The 17,480-nt window shown below is 72.8% G+C and carries 15 protein-coding genes; 7 read left to right on the forward strand and 8 right to left on the reverse strand.

The window, feature by feature from the left end; translation table 11 throughout:
• Nucleotides 1–5: 5 nt before the first annotated feature.
• Together P3X83_RS11375 and P3X83_RS11380 are read left to right on the forward strand one after the other, a co-directional pair.
• On the forward strand, nt 6–2,027 hold the full coding sequence (locus P3X83_RS11375; protein ID WP_277304926.1) for an N-6 DNA methylase: 2,022 nt from the start codon (nt 6–8) through the stop codon (nt 2,025–2,027).
• Between the two features lie 30 nt (nt 2,028–2,057).
• A complete protein-coding gene (locus P3X83_RS11380) occupies nt 2,058–2,951 on the forward strand; it encodes a serine/threonine-protein kinase (RefSeq protein WP_277304927.1) in 894 nt (297 codons plus the stop codon).
• Between the two features lie 15 nt (nt 2,952–2,966).
• Here P3X83_RS11380 and P3X83_RS11385 read toward each other — a convergent pair whose 3' ends face one another.
• Nucleotides 2,967–3,794, reverse strand: coding sequence for a DUF4253 domain-containing protein (locus tag P3X83_RS11385; protein WP_277304928.1), 828 nt, complete (start codon nt 3,792–3,794; stop codon nt 2,967–2,969).
• A gap of 104 nt (nt 3,795–3,898) precedes the next feature.
• On the opposite strand from P3X83_RS11385, the gene P3X83_RS11390 reads away from it, so the two are divergent.
• Nucleotides 3,899–4,711, forward strand: coding sequence for a GNAT family N-acetyltransferase (locus tag P3X83_RS11390; protein ID WP_277304930.1), 813 nt, complete (start codon nt 3,899–3,901; stop codon nt 4,709–4,711).
• Here P3X83_RS11390 and P3X83_RS11395 read toward each other — a convergent pair.
• The gene (locus tag P3X83_RS11395; protein WP_277304931.1) at nt 4,700–9,070 is read right to left on the reverse strand and encodes a hypothetical protein; all 4,371 of its coding nucleotides are present in this window, start codon (nt 9,068–9,070) and stop codon (nt 4,700–4,702) included. The two genes, P3X83_RS11390 and P3X83_RS11395, sit on opposite strands and share 12 nt — an antisense overlap.
• Nucleotides 9,071–9,619: 549 nt before the next feature.
• Here P3X83_RS11395 and P3X83_RS11400 point away from each other — a divergent pair.
• Nucleotides 9,620–10,309 carry a maleylpyruvate isomerase family mycothiol-dependent enzyme gene (locus tag P3X83_RS11400; RefSeq protein WP_277304932.1) on the forward strand — a complete coding sequence of 230 codons (690 nt, stop codon included), beginning with the start codon at nt 9,620–9,622 and terminating at the stop codon, nt 10,307–10,309.
• A gap of 83 nt (nt 10,310–10,392) precedes the next feature.
• A complete protein-coding gene (locus tag P3X83_RS11405; protein WP_277304933.1) occupies nt 10,393–10,593 on the forward strand; it encodes a hypothetical protein in 201 nt (66 codons plus the stop codon).
• Between the two features lie 23 nt (nt 10,594–10,616).
• Here P3X83_RS11405 and P3X83_RS11410 read toward each other — a convergent pair whose 3' ends face one another.
• The 3 genes from P3X83_RS11410 to P3X83_RS11420 form a co-directional block, all read right to left on the reverse strand.
• The gene (locus P3X83_RS11410) at nt 10,617–11,456 is read right to left on the reverse strand and encodes a carbohydrate ABC transporter permease (RefSeq protein ID WP_277304934.1); all 840 of its coding nucleotides are present in this window, start codon (nt 11,454–11,456) and stop codon (nt 10,617–10,619) included.
• Nucleotides 11,453–12,472, reverse strand: coding sequence for a sugar ABC transporter permease (locus tag P3X83_RS11415; RefSeq protein WP_277304935.1), 1,020 nt, complete (start codon nt 12,470–12,472; stop codon nt 11,453–11,455). Before P3X83_RS11415 ends, P3X83_RS11410 begins: the two co-directional genes overlap by 4 nt.
• A 92-nt stretch (nt 12,473–12,564) precedes the next feature.
• Nucleotides 12,565–13,827, reverse strand: coding sequence for an extracellular solute-binding protein (locus P3X83_RS11420; protein WP_277304936.1), 1,263 nt, complete (start codon nt 13,825–13,827; stop codon nt 12,565–12,567).
• 137 nt (nt 13,828–13,964) lie between these two features.
• Here P3X83_RS11420 and P3X83_RS11425 point away from each other — a divergent pair, with 137 nt between their 5' ends.
• The gene (locus tag P3X83_RS11425) at nt 13,965–14,744 is read left to right on the forward strand and encodes an IclR family transcriptional regulator (RefSeq protein WP_277304937.1); all 780 of its coding nucleotides are present in this window, start codon (nt 13,965–13,967) and stop codon (nt 14,742–14,744) included.
• On the opposite strand, the gene P3X83_RS11430 is transcribed toward P3X83_RS11425, so the two are convergent.
• The gene (locus P3X83_RS11430; protein ID WP_277304938.1) at nt 14,718–15,116 is read right to left on the reverse strand and encodes a helix-turn-helix domain-containing protein; all 399 of its coding nucleotides are present in this window, start codon (nt 15,114–15,116) and stop codon (nt 14,718–14,720) included. The genes P3X83_RS11425 and P3X83_RS11430 overlap by 27 nt on opposite strands.
• A gap of 89 nt (nt 15,117–15,205) precedes the next feature.
• Between P3X83_RS11430 and P3X83_RS11435 the strand changes: the two genes are divergently transcribed.
• Complete coding sequence (locus tag P3X83_RS11435; protein WP_277304939.1) at nt 15,206–16,174, forward strand: zinc-binding dehydrogenase; 969 nt, start codon at nt 15,206–15,208, stop codon at nt 16,172–16,174.
• 40 nt (nt 16,175–16,214) lie between these two features.
• Here the strand turns inward: P3X83_RS11435 and P3X83_RS11440 are convergent, their stop codons facing one another.
• A complete protein-coding gene (locus P3X83_RS11440; RefSeq protein WP_277304940.1) occupies nt 16,215–16,499 on the reverse strand; it encodes a hypothetical protein in 285 nt (94 codons plus the stop codon).
• Nucleotides 16,500–16,769: 270 nt separating this feature from the next.
• Complete coding sequence (locus P3X83_RS11445) at nt 16,770–17,474, reverse strand: HAD family hydrolase (RefSeq protein WP_277304941.1); 705 nt, start codon at nt 17,472–17,474, stop codon at nt 16,770–16,772.
• Between the last annotated feature and the right edge of the window lie 6 nt (nt 17,475–17,480).

The following is a 17,480-nucleotide window of genomic DNA, read 5'->3' on the forward strand; positions in this document are numbered from 1 at the left end:
CGACCATGGGCAGCGACGCTACCGTCAACGCGGGCGACATAGCCCGGCTCGCCGATGTGGGGCGTGCCGCGGTGAGCAACTGGCGTCGCCGCTATGACGACTTCCCGCGCCCGGTCGGCGGCACCGCGGCCAGTCCGCTCTTCTCGCTGCGCGAGGTCGAGGACTGGCTGCGCAAGAACGGCAAGACGTTCGAGGTGTCGCTCGGCGACCGGGTCTGGCAGTCGCTGCGCGGCGCGGGCGACGATCTCAGCCTGCCCGAGCTGGTCGGCCGGGCGGGCATCCTGCTGCTGTTCCTGCACCGGGATCCGGCCGGATGGCGGCGCCTGGCGCGAGACCCCGCGCTGACCGGCCTGCCGGCGGCGGTGGCCGCGGCGACCCGCGACGTTCCGGCGTTCGGCGGCGCGGAGCCCGGCCCGCACGTGGCCCGGCTGGTGGCCGAGCTGGCCGGGGAACACGGCCCGGCGGACGCGTTCGAGCTGATCGTCGAGCGTTACGTGGAGGCCCACTCGCGAGCGCTCGACGTCACGCGCGGCGACTACGCGGCGCTGATGACCCGGCTGGTGGCCGGGCCGGACACCCGCACGGTGCTCGACCCCGCGTGCGGCATCGGCACCCTGCTCGTGACCACACTTCCCCGGAGAAACACCGACAATTCCACGAAGAACGGGCATCAAGCCGCCGAGACCCGGCCGGGAGATCATCCGCGGGTGCTCGGGCAGGAGATCAACGAGACGGCCGCGGCTATCGCGGCCGTCCGCCTGCTGTTGCGCGGAGCCCACGCAGAGATCATTGCAGGAGATGCGCTCACGCGGGACGGGTTCGGGGCGACCAATGCCGACGCCGTGGTGTGCCACCCGCCGTTCAACGAGCGCGCCTGGGGGTTCGACGAGCTCACCGGCGACCCGCGCTGGGAGTACGGCCTGCCACCGCGCGGCGAGTCGGAGCTGGCCTGGGTGCAGCACTGCCTGGCCAGGGTACGGCCCGGCGGCACGGTCGCCATCCTGATGCCGCCCGCCGCCGCGAGCCGCCGTCCGGGCCGGCGCATCCGGGGCAACCTGCTGCGCGTCGGAGCGCTGCGCGGCGTGGTGTCCCTCTCCCCCGCCGGTTCGCCGGGCGGCCCCGACCTGTGGCTGCTGCGCCGTCCCGCGCCCGGTGAGCGCCCGCCGTCCCTGCTGCTGATGATGGACGCGGGCGACGACCTCGCGGCCGTGGAGGCCGCCTGGCCCGCCTTCGCGAACGGCACGGCGGGCAAGGAGGCCGAGCCAGGCCGCACGGTCCGGATCATCGACCTGCTGGACGACGAGGTGGACCTCAGCCCCGCGCGGCACCGCCCGCGCCGGGGCGCCGAGGAGCTGGGCCGCGGGTTCGCCGCCGCGCGCGAGGCGTTCGGCACGGTGCTGGCGGCGCTGTCGGCGGGACCGCCCGCGCTGCGACCGTCGGGCGAGGAGCGCGAGCCGCTGATGACGAGCGTCGCCGAGCTGGTCAAGGAGGGCCTGATCACGGTCTACCAGGCCCCGTTCAAGGTCCCCATGGGGCAGGGCGACCTGCTGGTGCTGACCGGCGACGACCTGGCGGCCGGGGGCCCGCCGACCGGGCGCACCTGGGCCGACGCGGCGCTGGTGCCGCTCGCCGCCGGTGACATCGTGACGTCCCCCACGGGCGTGGTCCGGGTGACCGGACCTGGCGACGGCGCGGGCGCGGCGCTCGGGCCGCAGCTCACCGCCTACCGGGTGGACCCGGCCGGGCTCGACCCCGACTTCGTGGCGGGGTTCCTGCGCTTCGCGGGGGTGTCGGCCGCCGCCACGTCCTCGCGGGTGCATCCCGCCTCCAGCAGGGCCGACGCCCGGCGCGTCCGCATCCCGCGCCTGCCGCTGGAGGAACAGCGCGCGTACGGCGGCGCGTTCCGGGAACTGGTCGCCCTGGGAGATCGCCTGCGCGAGACGGCCGCGCTGGGCGAGGCCTTGATCCGGCTAGGCTTCGAAGGGCTGGCCGACGGTCACCTCCGGCCGTGCGACAAAGGGGCGTAGCCCTCCCGAACGTCCCGCAGAAGGGGTGCGATGGTCATCGCCGACCGCTACGTCCTCGCCGACCTCCCGCTCGGGCAGGGCGGCATGGGCGCGGTCTACGGAGGACACGACCGGCACCTCGACCGCAAGGTCGCGGTCAAGCTGCTGCGGGTGCCCGCCGAGCACGACGCGGAGCTTGAGCAGCGATTCATCCGGGAGGCGCGCATCCTGGCCCGGCTGGAGCATCCGGGGGCGCCCGTGCTGTTCGACTTCGGCGCGCACGACCAGCGGCTGTTCCAGGTGATGCAGTTCATCGACGGCGTGACCGTGGCCGACGTGATCAGCGAGCACGGCCCGCTGCCGGTGCCGTGGGCCGCGGCGATCGCCGCGCAGGCGTGCGCGGTGCTGTCGGCGGCGCACGCGCTGTCGATCTGCCACCGCGACCTGAAGCCGAACAATCTGATGCTGTGCCCCGACGGCAGCGTCAAGGTGCTCGACTTCGGGCTCGCCGTGCTGCGGGAGGCGGGCGCGGCGCCGTTCACCCGGATCGGGCAGATCCTGGGCACTCCGGCGTACATGGCGCCCGAGCAGATCCGTCACGGCGTGGCGAGCGCGCGCAGCGACCTCTACGCGCTCGGGTGCGTGCTGCACGAGACGCTCAGCGGGCGGCCGGTGTTCACCGGGCCGACCGACTACTCGGTGCTCGACGCGCACGTGAACCACCCGCCGCCCCCGGTGGACGGTGTGCCGCCCGGCCTGGCCGCGCTCGTCGCCGCGCTGCTGGAGAAGCGGCCGGAGGACCGCCCGCCGGACGCCGCCGCCGTCTACGGGCTGCTGGAGCCGTTCGCGGTGGGCCTGCCCGTCCTGCCGGGGTTCCTGGCCCCGCCGACGGTGCCGAGCCCGGGGCGGATGTACGCGCGGATGGTCGGCCGCGTCCTCGACTGAAAGAGCCTCGAAGACTCAGTCCCACCAGAAGGACCAGGCGTTGACCCCGGCGATCTGCTCGGCGTACTCCTCCAGCGTGCCGGGACCCTGGACGATGCTGTCCGGGCAGAACGCCCAGTGCTCGGCCGCGACGTGCAACGTGTGCTCGTAGGTGGTCGGCGGCGCGGCCACGCTCAGCTCCAGGGTGTTGAAGCCGACGGCGACCACGCGCGCGCCGAAGCGCTCCTCCCAGCTCCGCACCACGGCGGCCAGCGGCGGCGTCCACTCGTTGTGGTGCAGCGCCCCCTGCCAGCCCATCACCGCCAGCGCGTCGGCCCCGCGCCGGACCGCCGCGAGGCCCAGCGGCATGCCGCGCTCGGCCAGCACGCCCGCGTACCAGTCGGCGACCTGCTCGGCCGGGGCCATCGGACGGCCGGGCGCCGCCAGCCCGGGACACCGGTCGCCGAACGGGGCGAGGTCCTCGATCTGGTCGGGGTGCGCGAGTTCGCACCAGTCCTCCCACACCTCGGCCATGAACTGGGCGGGCTTGTAGTTGTCGATCTCCTCGGGGACGTCGGGCGCGATCTGCCCGGCCGCCCACGGCTGCACGGACTCCTCAAGCAGCACCGGCCACAGACCCGAGTGGGCGTGCTCGGCCCGCAGCGCGGCCCAGAGCTCGCCGGAGCCCGGCTCGTCGCTGATCCAGAATGCCGGCTGCGCGCAGGACCGGCCGGGAGCGTATCCGGGGTCAGGCCACACGAGGCCCCCCGGAGGAAGATCGACCGCGAGGGACCTGCCCGTGCCGCCATCGGCGAACAGCTTGCCCAGCCCTGTCGGCAGCCCTCCCCGTTCGCGCTCGTCCATCCCTACCGTTCCGTTGCCGACCACCACACCTACCGCATCTCGGCGCAGTCGAGATGGTAGTGCCGCACCGAGGTCGTCCGCTGCCCCGGCAGTACGCTGGTCCGGTGGAATGGGCATTCTGCGCTGACATCACGACGTTCCCCCCGCAGGCCGAGACGTGGCTGCGCCGTGATCCGGCCGCCAACACGGTGCCTTTGACGCTGCTGCTGCGGCTGCGGCTCGGCCAGGCGCCCGCTGGCGGCGTGCTGGGCTGGCTGCCGGACGGGCCGGAGGTCCGGGGCGTCGTCGTGCAGACCCCGAACTACCCGATCGTGGTCACCGACGCCCCCGCCGAGGCGGTCACCGCCCTGGCCGGGGCGCTGGACGGGCGTGAGGTGCCCGGGGTGACCGGGCCGCTGGCCACGGCGGAGATCTTCCGGCGGGCCTGGTCGCGGCCGGAGTCCGGGCGCATGGCCCAGCGCCTGTATCGGCTCGGCGCACCGCGCCCGCCCGCCGCCGACGGCACGGCGCGACCTGCCGGGCCCGCCGATCTCGACCTGGTCGCCGGGTGGTACCGCGAGTTCCTCGACGAGTCGCATCCCGACCACCCCGGCGACGACCCCGCCCCGGGGGTGCGCCTCGGGATCGAGCGCGGCGAGCTGATCCTGTGGGAGTGCGGCGGGCGGCCGGTGGCGCTGGCCGGGTTCACCCCGCCGGTCGCGGGCGCCGCGCGGATCGCGATCGTCTACACCCCGCCCGCCCACCGCCGCCGGGGCTACGGCGCCGCCGTCACCCACGCGGCCTCCGAGGCGGCGCTGCGGACGGGGGTCGGACAGGTGCTGCTGTTCACCGACCTGTCCAACCCGACGTCCAACTCGATCTACCAGGCGATCGGCTACGTCCCGGTCGCCGACTACGCCCACATCTCATTCGGCTGAGCCCGCCCTGGGCTTGGCGGCGCCGGGCCGTCCGCAGCCGCCGGGATCGACGCCGGAGACCTTCCACTCGGCGCCCCGATAGGGCGACATGAACCGGGTGAGCAGGTCGATGGCGTATCCCTGGACCTGACCTCCGGGGTCGAGGAGCGAGACCACCTGCGGGCCGTCGGAGCCGCGCAGCGTGATGCCGCCGTCGCCGGTGCCGCCGGGCACCAGGCCCGGCCGGGTGCTGATCGTCACGCACGCGAGGTCGGCGGGGCCCGCGGAGAGCCGCTGGCGGGCGCTGATCGGGCGCAGCGTGCCGTCGTAGCGGCGGAACCGCAACGAGTCGGCCGGTCCGATGCGGAGCGTGTCGGAGAACGCGTCGCGGCCGAGGCCCTTCTCGATCCGCAGGTTCACGTTGACGTCGGGCCGCAGGGCGACGTCCCGCGCGCCGATGTCGACACGGCGGTAGCGGCCCTCGAACCCAGGGAACAGGTAGCCGAGCGCCCGGTGCGCGGTCATGCCGAACGGGATCCGCCCGGGGCTGATCTTCATCCAGGAGACGCCGGAGATGCCCAGCGACAGGTCGCCGATGGCGCTGCGGCCGAGGCCGAAGTGCCCCTTCATCCGCAGGTCGAGGAATCCGCCGGTGTAGGGGACCTCCTCCTGCGCGGAGATCGGCTGGCGGCGCACCGGTTCGACCGACAGGCCCGCGTGGACCTGAAGCCTCCCGGTGGGCGTCGGGCTGGAGATCACCTCGGTCGAGTGGTCGGCGTTGAGCCGGACCTTGGTGTCGGCCGCGAGGTCGGTGACGCCGACCGAGGCGTCCAGCAGGCGGCCCCCGGTGGGCCGCCAGAACTGCTCGACCAGCGAGCCCTGGACGGCGAACAGCCCGTCGAGCGTGCCCGCCGCGGCCTTGTACGAGAAGGTCGGCATCCGCAGGCCGGTGTCCGGGATGTCGGAGGCGAGGTCGAGCGACGCGGGCACGTCGGTGAACCTGACCAGGGCGGTGCCGGGGCGCGCCCCGCGCGGCGCGGAGGTCACCCGGGCCACCAGTTTCCTGATGGCGGAGGAGTTGCGCACCGCGATACCGGTCTTCTTACCGTAGACGCCCGTGACGGACGCCGACGCGGGAACGGGGTTCATCTCGACCTCGCCGCGCAGTGTTCCCGGTGTTCCCGGTGTTCCCGGTGTCCCCGGTGTCCCGCCGGGGCCGCCGGTGTCCACCTCGGCCGTCGCGCGCAGCGAGGTGAGCGTGGCGGGGGGTTCGATCCGGTACCCGGCCCGCACCACGCTCGCGTTCCGGCCGTCGGCGTCCTTGCCGGGGGCGACCTCGAACGGGCCGACGGCCATGCTGGTGATCGACTCCGGCAGGCCGTCGAGTACGGCACGCGCCCGGAACGGCGTGGGCGTCACCACGGAGCCCGCCAGATAGACCCCGAGCTTCCGGTCGCGGGGCCTGAACCCGGCGAAGGAGAACGTCCGCTTGGCCGGGTCCACGGTGAGCTTGGCGGGAAGGCCGGTCAGCCGGATGTGCCCCTCCACGCCGAAGCAGCCGCGATCGGTCGTGCAGAACGCCCCGGCGTCGGAGGCGCAGCCGGGGGCGCCGGGCGTGCACCGGATGTCGATGAGGGACACACCGCTGGCGAAGCCGGGGATCGCGGTGTCGCCGCCGGACAGCGCGGCGGCCTTGCCCAGCCAGATCCGCGCGGCCAGGTCGAGGCGCGCGCCCCCGGTGTCGTAGGTGACGATTCCGCCGGGCCCGGCGGTCACGGTTAGGTCGCCGGGGATGGGGCCGACCGTGCCGAGCGCGCCGAAGCGCAGGTCACCGGCGAGCGTGACGTCCGCGTCCAGCGCGACCCGCTGTTTGCGGCCCTTCAGCACGGCGGACATGTCGCCTCCCGCGCCCTTCAGCTCGGCTTCGGACAGGCCGTCGATGCGGACGCTGGCGTCGAGGTTCTGGTCGGACTGGCGGTAGTGGGCGGCCAGGTGCGGCCCGGTCGGGGCCTTCGCGCCGTCGTGGTTGGTGATCGCCATGGTGGCCGCGCCGATCGGGCCGCTCACGCCGCGGAACCGGTAGGAGCCTGGGCTCCAGGTGGCCTCGAAGCGGGCGGGCACGTCTCGGACCTCGGCGGCGGCGCGGAAGTAGCGGCCCTGCGACTTGACGCGGGCCAGCGCGGTGACCGAGTCGACCGGCTCGTCGGCGTTCCAGTCCAGACGGCGGCGCGGCACGTCGGCGGTGACGGTGATCGCGCGGCGGACCCCCTGGACGGTGATCGAGAGGTCCTCCCCCGACGTGGGGGCGACCTTGGTCACCGGGGTCCTGCTGACGAAGATGTCGGCCTTGGCGAGCCGCTGGTCCGTGGACAGGTGGGCCACCGTCCGCTCGCCCATCTGCCAGGAGGTCTCGACGCGGGACCGGACGCCGTGCAGGGTGGCGTCGATGGTGGGGCCCCCGCGACTGCCGGTGTAGGCGACGCGCAGCCGGGAGATCGCCCCGCTCGCGGTGTACTCGGTCTTCCTGGCGGCCGGGTCGAGCCGCACGCGGACGCCGGCGGGGGTGTTGGACAGCTCTATCCGGGTCAGGTGCGTTCCGTCGATGTCGGCCGCGGCGACGAACGCCCCGCCGCCCGGTCCCCCGTCCGGGCCGAGCCGCAGCGCGGCCTCCGGGCGGTCGCCGTAGCGGGCCTCGAACCCGGACAGGCCGTTCATCCGGCCGGAGACGCCCAGCCGGTCGCCCCTCTTGATCATGGTGAGGTGGCCGCCGTCGGGGGTGGCGACCGCGCCGCCGTTGCGCTGCAGCACGGCGGCGAAGCCGCCTATCCGGGAGCTGGACCGCTGCGTGACGGTGCGCGCGGCGGCGTCGTGGATCAGCCGCACGCGTGCGGGCAGCCCGTTGAGGGTGGCGGTGAACACCGTGCGGGCCGCCGCCTGGTCGTAGTAGACGACGTCGGCGGACGTGGCGCGGCCCGAGCCGGTCTCGGTGGTCAGCCCCTGGTTCCGGCCGCCGCCCGGGTCGTAGCGCGCGCGGAAGTCGGTGGGCAGGCCGGTCATGCCGATGCTCGCGACCTTGACCGGCCGTCCGCCGCGGAAGACGTAGTTGTGCAGCTTCGCCGAGGGGATGCGGGCCGAGCCGGTGAGCCTGACCTCCGCCGCGCCGCTCTTGTCCGGACGGCCGAGCCTGGCCGTCAGCCGGTCGGGCACCCGGCTCACGCTGAGCTGGGTCACCTGCTCCTGGTACGGCGCGGCCCCCCGCCGGTCGTTCACCACCAGCGCGTCGAGGCGTCCGCCGCCCTCCGAGCGGAGGGTGATCGTGCTCTCCAGCCGGGCGAGGTCGAGCCGGGCCCGGGCGGTCGTCCGCGTGGGCGCGGGCCGCTGGGCCAGGCTGGCCACGGTCGCGCCGACCGGTGTGTCGCCGCGCATGGTGGTGACGGCGGCGACGGTCGCCGTCGAGGCCGCCGGGCCGGAGCGCTTCACCTCGGCGCGCACGTCGAACACGCCGCTCCCCGCCTTGGCCACGCGGAAGACGCCCCAGTCGGCGGCGGACAGCGAGCCGCCCCTGTGGAGCCCGTCGAAGCCGACCGACAGGCGTGCTCCGGACGTGCCGGGCAGGTCGTACTCGGCCCACACCTGGGCCTTCAGCGGGCCGCCCTTGGTCTCGCTGGACGCGGCGCGGCGCACCGACACCCCGGCCCCGGCGGAGAGGTCGGCGCCGCGCTCGAACATGGGGACGACCTCGACGGTGACGTCGGCGGTGCCGTCGCCGGTCACGTCGGCGGAGGCGGGTTTGAGCAGCGGCTGCGGGCCGGAGCACGACGCCCGGCGTCCCTCTGCCTCGGCGCACAGCCGGAAGGTCATCGCGGCCACGCCCCGCGCCGCCGTCTTGCGGATCGCGTTGAGATCGACCCCGGTCAGGTCCTTGAGCCCGTCGGCCAGGCCGCCCAGTTCGCGCGTGACGGGCTTGAGCAGCCGCAGGTGGTCGGTGTCCGGGCCGGTAGCGGGCAGCAGCCTGCGCGCGTCGGGGCCGCCGCCGAGCCCGGCGGCCTTGAGCCGCGCGGTGGCGTCGGCGGCGATCCGGTCGGCCAGGGCGGTGCCCTCGGGGACGGTCACCGCCGGGGGCCGGGGCCCGACCTCGCGGGCGGGGACGGGCCGGGCGGCGATCGAGGGGCCGCGCGGCACGTCCTCCTTCATCCGGGAGGGGGCCTCGACCTGGGGGACGGGCTCGATCCGGGGCTTGGCGGCGGCGGGCGGACGCGCCGCGGTCTCGCCGCCCGCCGTGACGGCGGCCCGCGCATGGGCGGGCGGCGCCGTCGCGGCGCTCGCGAGCAGCGCGACGGCGAGGACACGCGTCAGGGCATGTCGGTGGAGACGCGGCATCAGGTGAATTCCCCCCGCGGGTCTGAGCAGCGGCGACCGATGAAACAGGAGTGACGAGCCGACCACAGATGACCACCGCCCGTCAATCGGAACATGACAATCCGTCGAGGCAGGTCGTGGGCCGTTCCGGATATCGGGCGAAGCGCATTTCCATTAGTGGGGCGGTCGGCCGTGGACCGGGTTGGGTTGTGGCCGCATTTCCCTTATATACGGACAAACGGTGGGCCCTGGAAATGGGATCGACCGCTTCTCCCCTACGCTGACCTGCCCGTCACGGCCGTCACGCAATGCCGTCGAATGGTCACGGAAATAGCCTGGACTTTAGCGCCCGCCCCGGCTTCCGGCGCCTTTCGAGTTTCGGACGCCAAGCCGCCGGCGCGCCTTCGGCGGCGGCCTCTGGCGAGTTTTCCCCCGTCTCACCAGGTGAGACACCCGGCGATCGTCCGCTGAAACGCGATCGGGTAGCGTCGGACCGACGTATGCACACGCAAGGGGAGCGACATGAGTGACACGAGCGACAGGAGTGACAGGAGTGACAGGAGTGACGCTGTGGACATCGCGCGGGCACTCCGCTGGATGGACGAGGGCCAGCGGCTCCTGGAGGAGCAGATCGCCTCGGCCGACCTCTCCGGGCCCTCCCTGCTGCCCGGCTGGACCCGCGCCCACGTGGCCGGGCACGTCGCGGCCTCCGCCGACGCCCTGGGCAACCTGCTGACCTGGGCGCGAACCGGTGTCGAGACCCCCATGTACGCCTCCGACGAGGCCCGGAACGCCGACATCGAGCGCCGCGCCGCGACCCTGACCCCCGAGCGACTGCACGGCGAGGCGGTCGAGGCGGGCAAGCGCCTGGGCGCGACCATCGCCGAGATGCCCGACGAGTCCTGGGACGCCAAGGTGCGTCACCGCAGCGGCGCGGTGTTCAGCGGCCGTGACCTGCCCTGGCTGCGCGTCCGGGAGGTCTGGATCCACAGTGTGGACATGAACACCGGCGTCGGTTTCGACCGGTTCCCCGCCGACCTGGTGGACGCCCTGCTGTCCGACGTGAGCCGTGACCTGCCCAAGCGGGAGGGCTGCCCGGCGGTCGTCCTCGCCCCGTCCGACCGCGACCGCACCTGGGAGATCGCGGGCGCCGGAGCAGCCGTCACCGCCGATGCCCCCGCCGCCGGCCTGCTGGCCTGGACCATCGGCCGGGCCCCCGCCCCTGGTGCGTCCCTGCCCGCCCTGCCCGCCTGGCTGTGAGTGGACGGCCGTAATGGGTAGCCGTAGTAGGTAGGCAGTAGGTAGGAAGGCCAGTCAAGGCAGGCAGACGAGGGGGTGCCCGGATGTCCACCGACGATCCGCAGGCGAGGTTGCGGGAGATCGACGAAGATCTCGCCAAGCTGAAGGACGCCATGGGCGGCCCCGTCGACTATCCGCAGGACGCCGGAGACCAGGCCTCCGACCTCACCAGGCGAGAAGAACTGAACGCGGAGATCGAGGCGCTGAAGAGAGAACGCGACCGGATCCGCCGGGGCCTGGAGTAGGCCACGGCGGCCCGGCCGCCGGCTCAGTCCTTGACCGCGCCGCCCAGGCCCGAGACCAGCCTGCGCTGCACCGCGATGAAGAAGATCAGCACCGGGATGGTCATCAGCGTCGAGGCGGCCATGATGCCACCCCAGTCGTTCTCGTCCGGTTTGAAGAAGACGAGCAGGGCGGCGGGCAGGGTCTGGTTGTCCTTCGCCGAGATGATGAAGGTCCGCGCGAAGATGAAGTCGTTCCAGGCGGTGATGAACGAGAACACGCTCGTCGCGATCAGGCCCGGCGCGACCAGCGGGAACAGGATCCGCCACAGCACCACGGCACGGCTGGCGCCGTCGATCATGGCGGCCTCCTCCAGCGCCTCCGGCACCGCCGCGACGAACCCGCGCATCATCCAGATCGCGAACGGCAGCGAGAACGCCAGATGGACCAGGACCAGCGACCCCAGCGTGTTCAGGCCGACGCCCGGCACGGTGGCGCCGATGTCGCGGACCAGGAAGAACAGCGGGATGGTGAGGGCCTCGACCGGCACCATCTGGGCCACCAGGAACATGATCAGGACGGTCGTCCTGAACCGGAAGGTGAAGCGGGTGACGGCCACCGCCGCCAGGAACGCGACCAGCGCGGAAAGCACGACCACGGTCAGCGCCACGACCAGGCTGTTGACGAAGTAGCGGGCGAAGTTCTCCCCGCCGAGCACCCGCTGGAAGTGCTCGAAGGTGGGGGCGAACGTCCACGGCCGCACCTGGAGCGACTGGATCTCCCCGGCGGGCTTGAGCGCGGACAGCACCATCCAGTAGATCGGGAACAGCGTGACCAGGGCGGTGACCACCGCGACCGTGTTGGCCACCAGGCGGGCTCTTCTCACAGCCGCTCCCCCGTCCGGTACAGCGCGCGAATGTAGAAGAGCGTGACCACCAGCAGGATGAGCGTCATGACCACGCCGATCGCCGAGCCCAGGCCGTACTCCGACGAACCGAACGCGGTCTGGTAGGCGTAGACGTTGAGCACCGAGTTCTGCAGGGCGATGCCGCCTCCGTTGGTCATCACGTAGATCTGCGTGAAGATCTTGAAGTCCCAGATGATCGACTGGATCACCACGATGGTGATCAGCGGGCGCAACATCGGCACGATGATCCGCCAGAACGACTGCCACTCCGACGCGCCGTCCAGCGAGGCCGCCTCTCGCACGGAGGACGGGATGGCCTGGATGCCCGCGTACAGCGTCACCATGACCAGCGGGAACGAGTGCCACACGACGGTCGCGCCGATCACTCCGAAGGTGATCCACTTGTCGTAGAACCAGTTGAACCCGTCGATCCCGAGCACCTGGTTGACCAGGCCCAGGTCGGCGTCGAAGAGGAACATCCAGACCGTCGAGCCGGTCATCGCCGGGGCCGCCCACGCCGCCATCGCGGCGACCGACAGCAGCAGCCCTGGCCAGCGTCCGGCCCTGGTCAGCACCACCGCGAGCGTCGCGCCGACGGCGAGCGTGGCGATCACCAGGGCCAGCGCGAACACCACGGTCTGGCCGAGGATCGACCAGAACCGGTCGTCGGAGAACAGTGTGGCGTAGTTGCCGAAGCCGATGAACCGCGTCGGCTCGCCCCCGCTGACCTGGGCCTGCCGGTAGTCGAAGACGGACAGCAGGCCCAGCATGTAGATCGGGTAGCCGAACAGCGGCACCAGCACCGCGGCGGCGGGAAGCAGGTAGATCAGCGGGCGCAGGCGGGCGCCGGGCCCGGCCTTCGGCCGCCCGTGGCGGAGCCGCCCGCGGCCCGGCGCGCTCCCCGGCACGGTGCCGGCGGCCACTTCCGCCGACACCGCACCCTCCGGGGACGACCTCTCGGAGCCCGCCGAGACGACGGCGGGCCCGGCGGTCACGGTTCCGGCGTCCGCGCTGGGAGGCCGTCCCGGGCCCCCGGAGGACGACGGGTCGTCACGGTCCGGGGGCGGTGGGGAGGGAGGAGCAGTGGTCATGACCGTCCGAAGGCGGTGTTCACCGCCGTCGCCGCCTCATCGGTGGCCTGGTCGACGTCCGACTGCTTGGTCGCGATCTTCTGCAGCATGGTGGGGATGACCTTCTGGTTGTCGATCTTCACCCAGGCCGGGTCGATCGGCACGAACTTGGTGCCCGCCGCCACCGTCTCCAGGAAGGGCTTGAGGAACGGGTCCTTCGCGGCGAGCTCGTCGCGCGCCCCGGTGAGGGTCGGCAGGTTCCCCATCGCGTCGTACATCTTGAGCTGGTAGGTCTTGCCACCGAGCAGTTGCAGGAACTTGACGGCGAGCGAGCGGTGCTTGCTGCTCTTCATCACGCCCAGGTTGTTGCCGCCGGCGAAGGCGGGTGCGATCTTGCCGGACTCCGCGCCGGGCAGCGGGATGACGCCGTACTTGCCCGCGGCCGCCCCCGCGTCCACCGCCGACCTGCTGAAGTTACCCAGGATGCCCATCGCCGCCTTGCCGCTGGCGAACAGCTCGACGGTCTTGCCGCCGGTCAGGCTCGCGCACGCCTGCGGCGGGCAGACGTCGTCGCTGAGCAGGTCGGTGTACGCCTTGACGCCCTTGCGGGACTCGGGCGAGTTCAGCTTCTCGATGTCGCCGCCGGCGTCCCAGACGAACGGCAGCGCGCCGAAGGTGTACTCGCCGCCGACGGCGATGCCGTACAGGTCGGGCTTCTTCTCGCGGATCGTGCGGGCCGACTCGGTCAGCTCGGCGATCGTCGCCGGGGGCTTGAGCTTCAGCTCGTCGAAGACGTCGGTCCGGTAATAGAGGGCGCGGATGCCGATGAACCACGGCATGCCGTACAGGTTGCCGTCCACGGTCGCGGATCGCCGGAGGTCTCCGCTGAGATCCGCGTACTCGGGCCAGCTGGAGAGGTCCGGCCCGAGGTCGGTGAACCCGTCCGCCGCCGCGTACTCGGCGAGGTCGGTGTTGCCGTACTCGGCGACGTCCGGCGCGCTCGCGGGGTCGTTGAACGCGCCCTTGAACTTCTCGTGCCTGGCCGGAGTGGTCGGGATGTAGGTCACTTCGACCTTGGTCCCGGCGTTGGCGGCGGTGAACTCCTCGATCGCCTCCTGAACGACCTTCTCCTTCGGCGCGCGGTTCGGCTCGTCGAACAGCCAGACCCGCAGGGTGCCGGACTTCTCATCACCGCCCGTGCCGCTCGGGGCGGTGGACGGCGCGCAGGCCGCGAGCGCGAGGAGGGCGGCACCTGTCGCTACCCAGTTAAGAATCTTCACTATTACCTCCGATGGCGGCAGAGACTAAGTTCGCGCCCACTACACGGGAAGAGCGCGACCGGTTTGTTGTGCATTGCAGAACGATGTTGTGCATACGTGACAATGAGGAGAACCGCCTCGTAGCTTCTGGAGCGGTGATGACAGAACCCCCCGCCGAGCGCAACCGGTCGGCCTCACTGCGGCGGGCGCTGGCCGTACTCGGGCACGTGCGCGACCACACCGGCGCCGACCTCTCGCTGACCCGGCTGGCCGAGGCCGTCGGCATGTCCAAGAGCACCGTGCTGCGCATCGCCACGCCGCTCGTCGAGGCCGGGCTGCTGGTGCGCGACCGCCGCAGCGGCGCCTACCGGCTGGGGCCGGGAGCGCTCCACTTGGGCCAGGCCTACCTGGCCAAGCTGGACCTGCGCGCGATCGCCGCCGAGGAGTCGCACCGGCTGATGGTGGAGGTGAGCGAGACCGTCCACCTGGTGATCTACGATCCGCCCGACATCGTCTACATCGACAAGGTGGAGAACGCCACGAATGTGCGGATGGCCTCGCGGATCGGCAGCCGCGCGCCGCTGCACTGCACGGCGGTGGGCAAGGCGATCCTCGCCTGGCAGCCGGACCATGTGGTGGAGGAGGTCGTCGCGGGCGGGCTGCCCACGGTGACCCGGCACACCATCACCGACGGCGCGAGCCTGCGCGCCGAGCTGGGCCGGATCAGGCAGCGCGGCTACGCGGTGGACGACCGGGAGAACGAGCCGGAGGTGCGCTGCGTGGGCGCGCCCATCTTCAACCAGGCCAACACGGTGACCTCGGCGATCTCGGTCTCCGGGCTCACCTCGCGCATCACCGCCGCCAGGGTGCGCACGCTCGGGCCGCAGGTGGCCGAGGCAGCGCTGCGCATCTCACGCAAGCTGGGCTCCACCCGGTGACTCGGCGGTGATCTCGTCGTACTCCTCCCGGGCCCGCATCAGGTCTTCCAGATGCGCGGCGGCCCACGCCCGGCAGGCCGCGATCGGCCCGAACAGGCTGCGGCCCAGCTCGGTCAGCTCGTACTCCACGCGGGGCGGGATCTCCGGGTAGACGGTGCGGGTCACCATGCCGTCGCGCTCCAGCGCGCGCAGCGTCTGGGTGAGCACCTTCGGGGTCACCCCCCGCATCGGCACGCGCAGCTCCGAGAAGCGCCGGGGCCCCTCCTCCAGGCAGACGACCACCATCGCGGTCCACTTGTCGCCGATCCTGATCGGCATCGCGCTGGACGGGCAGGCCGGGTCGAACATCTCCGGGTCGAGCGGTTCCTTCACCCGCCTGATGGTAAGTAAGTATCGTTGAAGTAACAAGTATCTTCTGGATACCGTCCCTGATGTCCTACGACATGAGGAGGCGGGTGCGCATGCGCGCCATCAGGTTCCATGAGTACGGCCCGGCCGACGTGCTCCGGCTGGAGGAGACACCCGATCCGGTCCCGGGTGCGGACGAGCTGCTGATCCGGGTGGAGGGGGCGGGGGTCTCGTTCGTCGAGGTGCAGATCCGCGGCGGGCTGATGCCGCAGGTGCCGCTGCCGCTGCCGTTCACGCCGGGCTTCGAGATCGGCGGCACGGTGGTGGCGGCCGGGCCGGGGGCCGACCAGGAGTGGGTGGGACGGCGGGTGCTCGCCCTGAGCATGGCCGGCGGCGGCTACGCGGAGCTTGCCGTGGTGCCGGCCGCCGCCGTACGCGCGCTGCCGGACGGCCTCGCACTCGACGACGGCCTGGCCATGCTGGCCTCCGCGCCCGCGGCGATCGGCGCGCTGGACGCCGCCGCCATCCGGCCGGGCGAGACGGTGCTCGTCGAGGCGGCCACCGGCGCGGTCGGCGGCCTGCTGGTGCAGCTCGCCAAGGACGCCGGGGCGCGGGTCGTCGCGGCGGTCAAGGGTGAGCGCAAGCTCGCGTTCGCCGAAGAGCTCGGCGCCGACGCCGTGGTGGACTACGGCCGCCCCGGCTGGGACGACGAGGTCAGGAAGGCCGCGGGCGGCGACGTGGCGGTGGTCTTCGAGACGGTGGGCGGGGAGGTCGCGCGGACCGCGTTCGGCCTGCTCGCGCCCGGCACCGGCCGGATGATCATCTACGGCACGGCCGGGGGCACGCCGCCGGAGCTGGACGTGGCCGGCATCCTCAACCGGGGGCTGACCGTGCGCGGCTTCGCCTCGGTGCTGCTGCCGCCCGCCGAGGTGGCCGCGCTGCAGGACCGGGCCTTCGCCTACGCCGCCGACGGGCGGATCAAGGCGGTGACCGGGGTGGTGCTGCCGCTGGCCGAGGCCGCCGCCGCGCACCGCGCCTACGAGGAGCGGACGACCATCGGCAAGACCGTCCTGCGTCCGTGAGGACGGCGCGCGCCACTCGACCGGCGCGCGCCGGGCGGTCTCAAGCGGCGCACAGCGGGCAGTCGCCGGTGGTGATCTGCATGCCCACCTGCCCGCCTCCGCCGAGGCTGACGACCTGGCCCGCACCCAGGCAGTAACGGCACGGCGAGGCCCCGGGGACCGCCGGATCCTGCCACGCCCCGCGCTCCCACGCCGCGGCCTCGGCGGAGGTCAGAGAGCCCGGACCTTCCACCCGTCCCCGCCCGGAGCAGAACCCGCACCGGGAGGACAGGTCGCCCTCGCCGTCGCGGCCTTCGCACACTGGGCATCTGATCGGATCTGTCATGTCCGGCCGGTCCCTTCCCAGGGCTCGCAGGTCGTCATCGGACCCGACGCTACGCCCACGTGTGCTCACACGTCAGCCAGGCGTAAGCACACTGCGACCGATTGGCTACGTATAGCGAGTGCGCGGCCGGGAATTCTCGGGGAGGAAGGTCGAACCCCACAGGAGGATCGATGTCGAGGGCGGTCGGTTCCGTGCCCACCCACCCAGGCCGGCCGTTCCTCGACGGTTCCGCTCCCGCGTGCGAGCCTCCGTGCCGGTCGGCATGGCCGGTCAGCGGCCGGGCGCGCACCCGCAGCTCGGGGCCGGGGCCGGTCCCCCGGTGAGCCTGAGCCGGTCGATCAGCGAGGGCAGTTCGCGCATGTCATGGAAGATCACCGTGCCGGGGCCCTCCAGGCGGTGCGGCGGGGTGAGCCCGCCCGCGTATCCGAAGGAGCGCATCCCGGCGGCGCGGGCCGCCTGCACGCCGTACCGGCTGTCCTCGACCACCACGCACCGGGCGGGTTCCACGCCCGACCGCTCGGCCGCGTGCAGGAACAGATCGGGTTCCGGCTTGCCGTGGGCGACCTCGGTGGCGCTGAAGATCCGGCCCTCGAAGCGGGGATACAGACCGGTGCGCCCGAGGGTGTGACGCATCTTGCCGTGACTGCCGCTGGAGGCGACGCAGGTGGGAAGCGTGATCGCGTCCAGCGCCTCGACGATGCCGTCCACCGGGGTCAGCTCGGCGTCGAGGGCCGCGCGGTAGACGCTCAGGAAGCGGCGCTCGGCCTCCAGCGCGAGCTCCGGGCCGAGCCTGGCCTCGATCAGCGCGTTGATGGACTTGCTGGACCGGCCCATGAACAGGTCGACGACCTCCGCCTGGCCGAGCGGCCAGCCCAGTTCGCGCAGCACGGGCGTGAGCACCCGCGACGCGATGCGCTCGCTGTCCACGAGCACGCCGTCGCAGTCGAAAATTACCAATTCAACCGGTTCAGTCACCAGTGC

The organism is Spongiactinospora sp. TRM90649, from assembly GCF_029382225.1.
GTDB lineage: Bacteria > Actinomycetota > Actinomycetes > Streptosporangiales > Streptosporangiaceae > Spongiactinospora.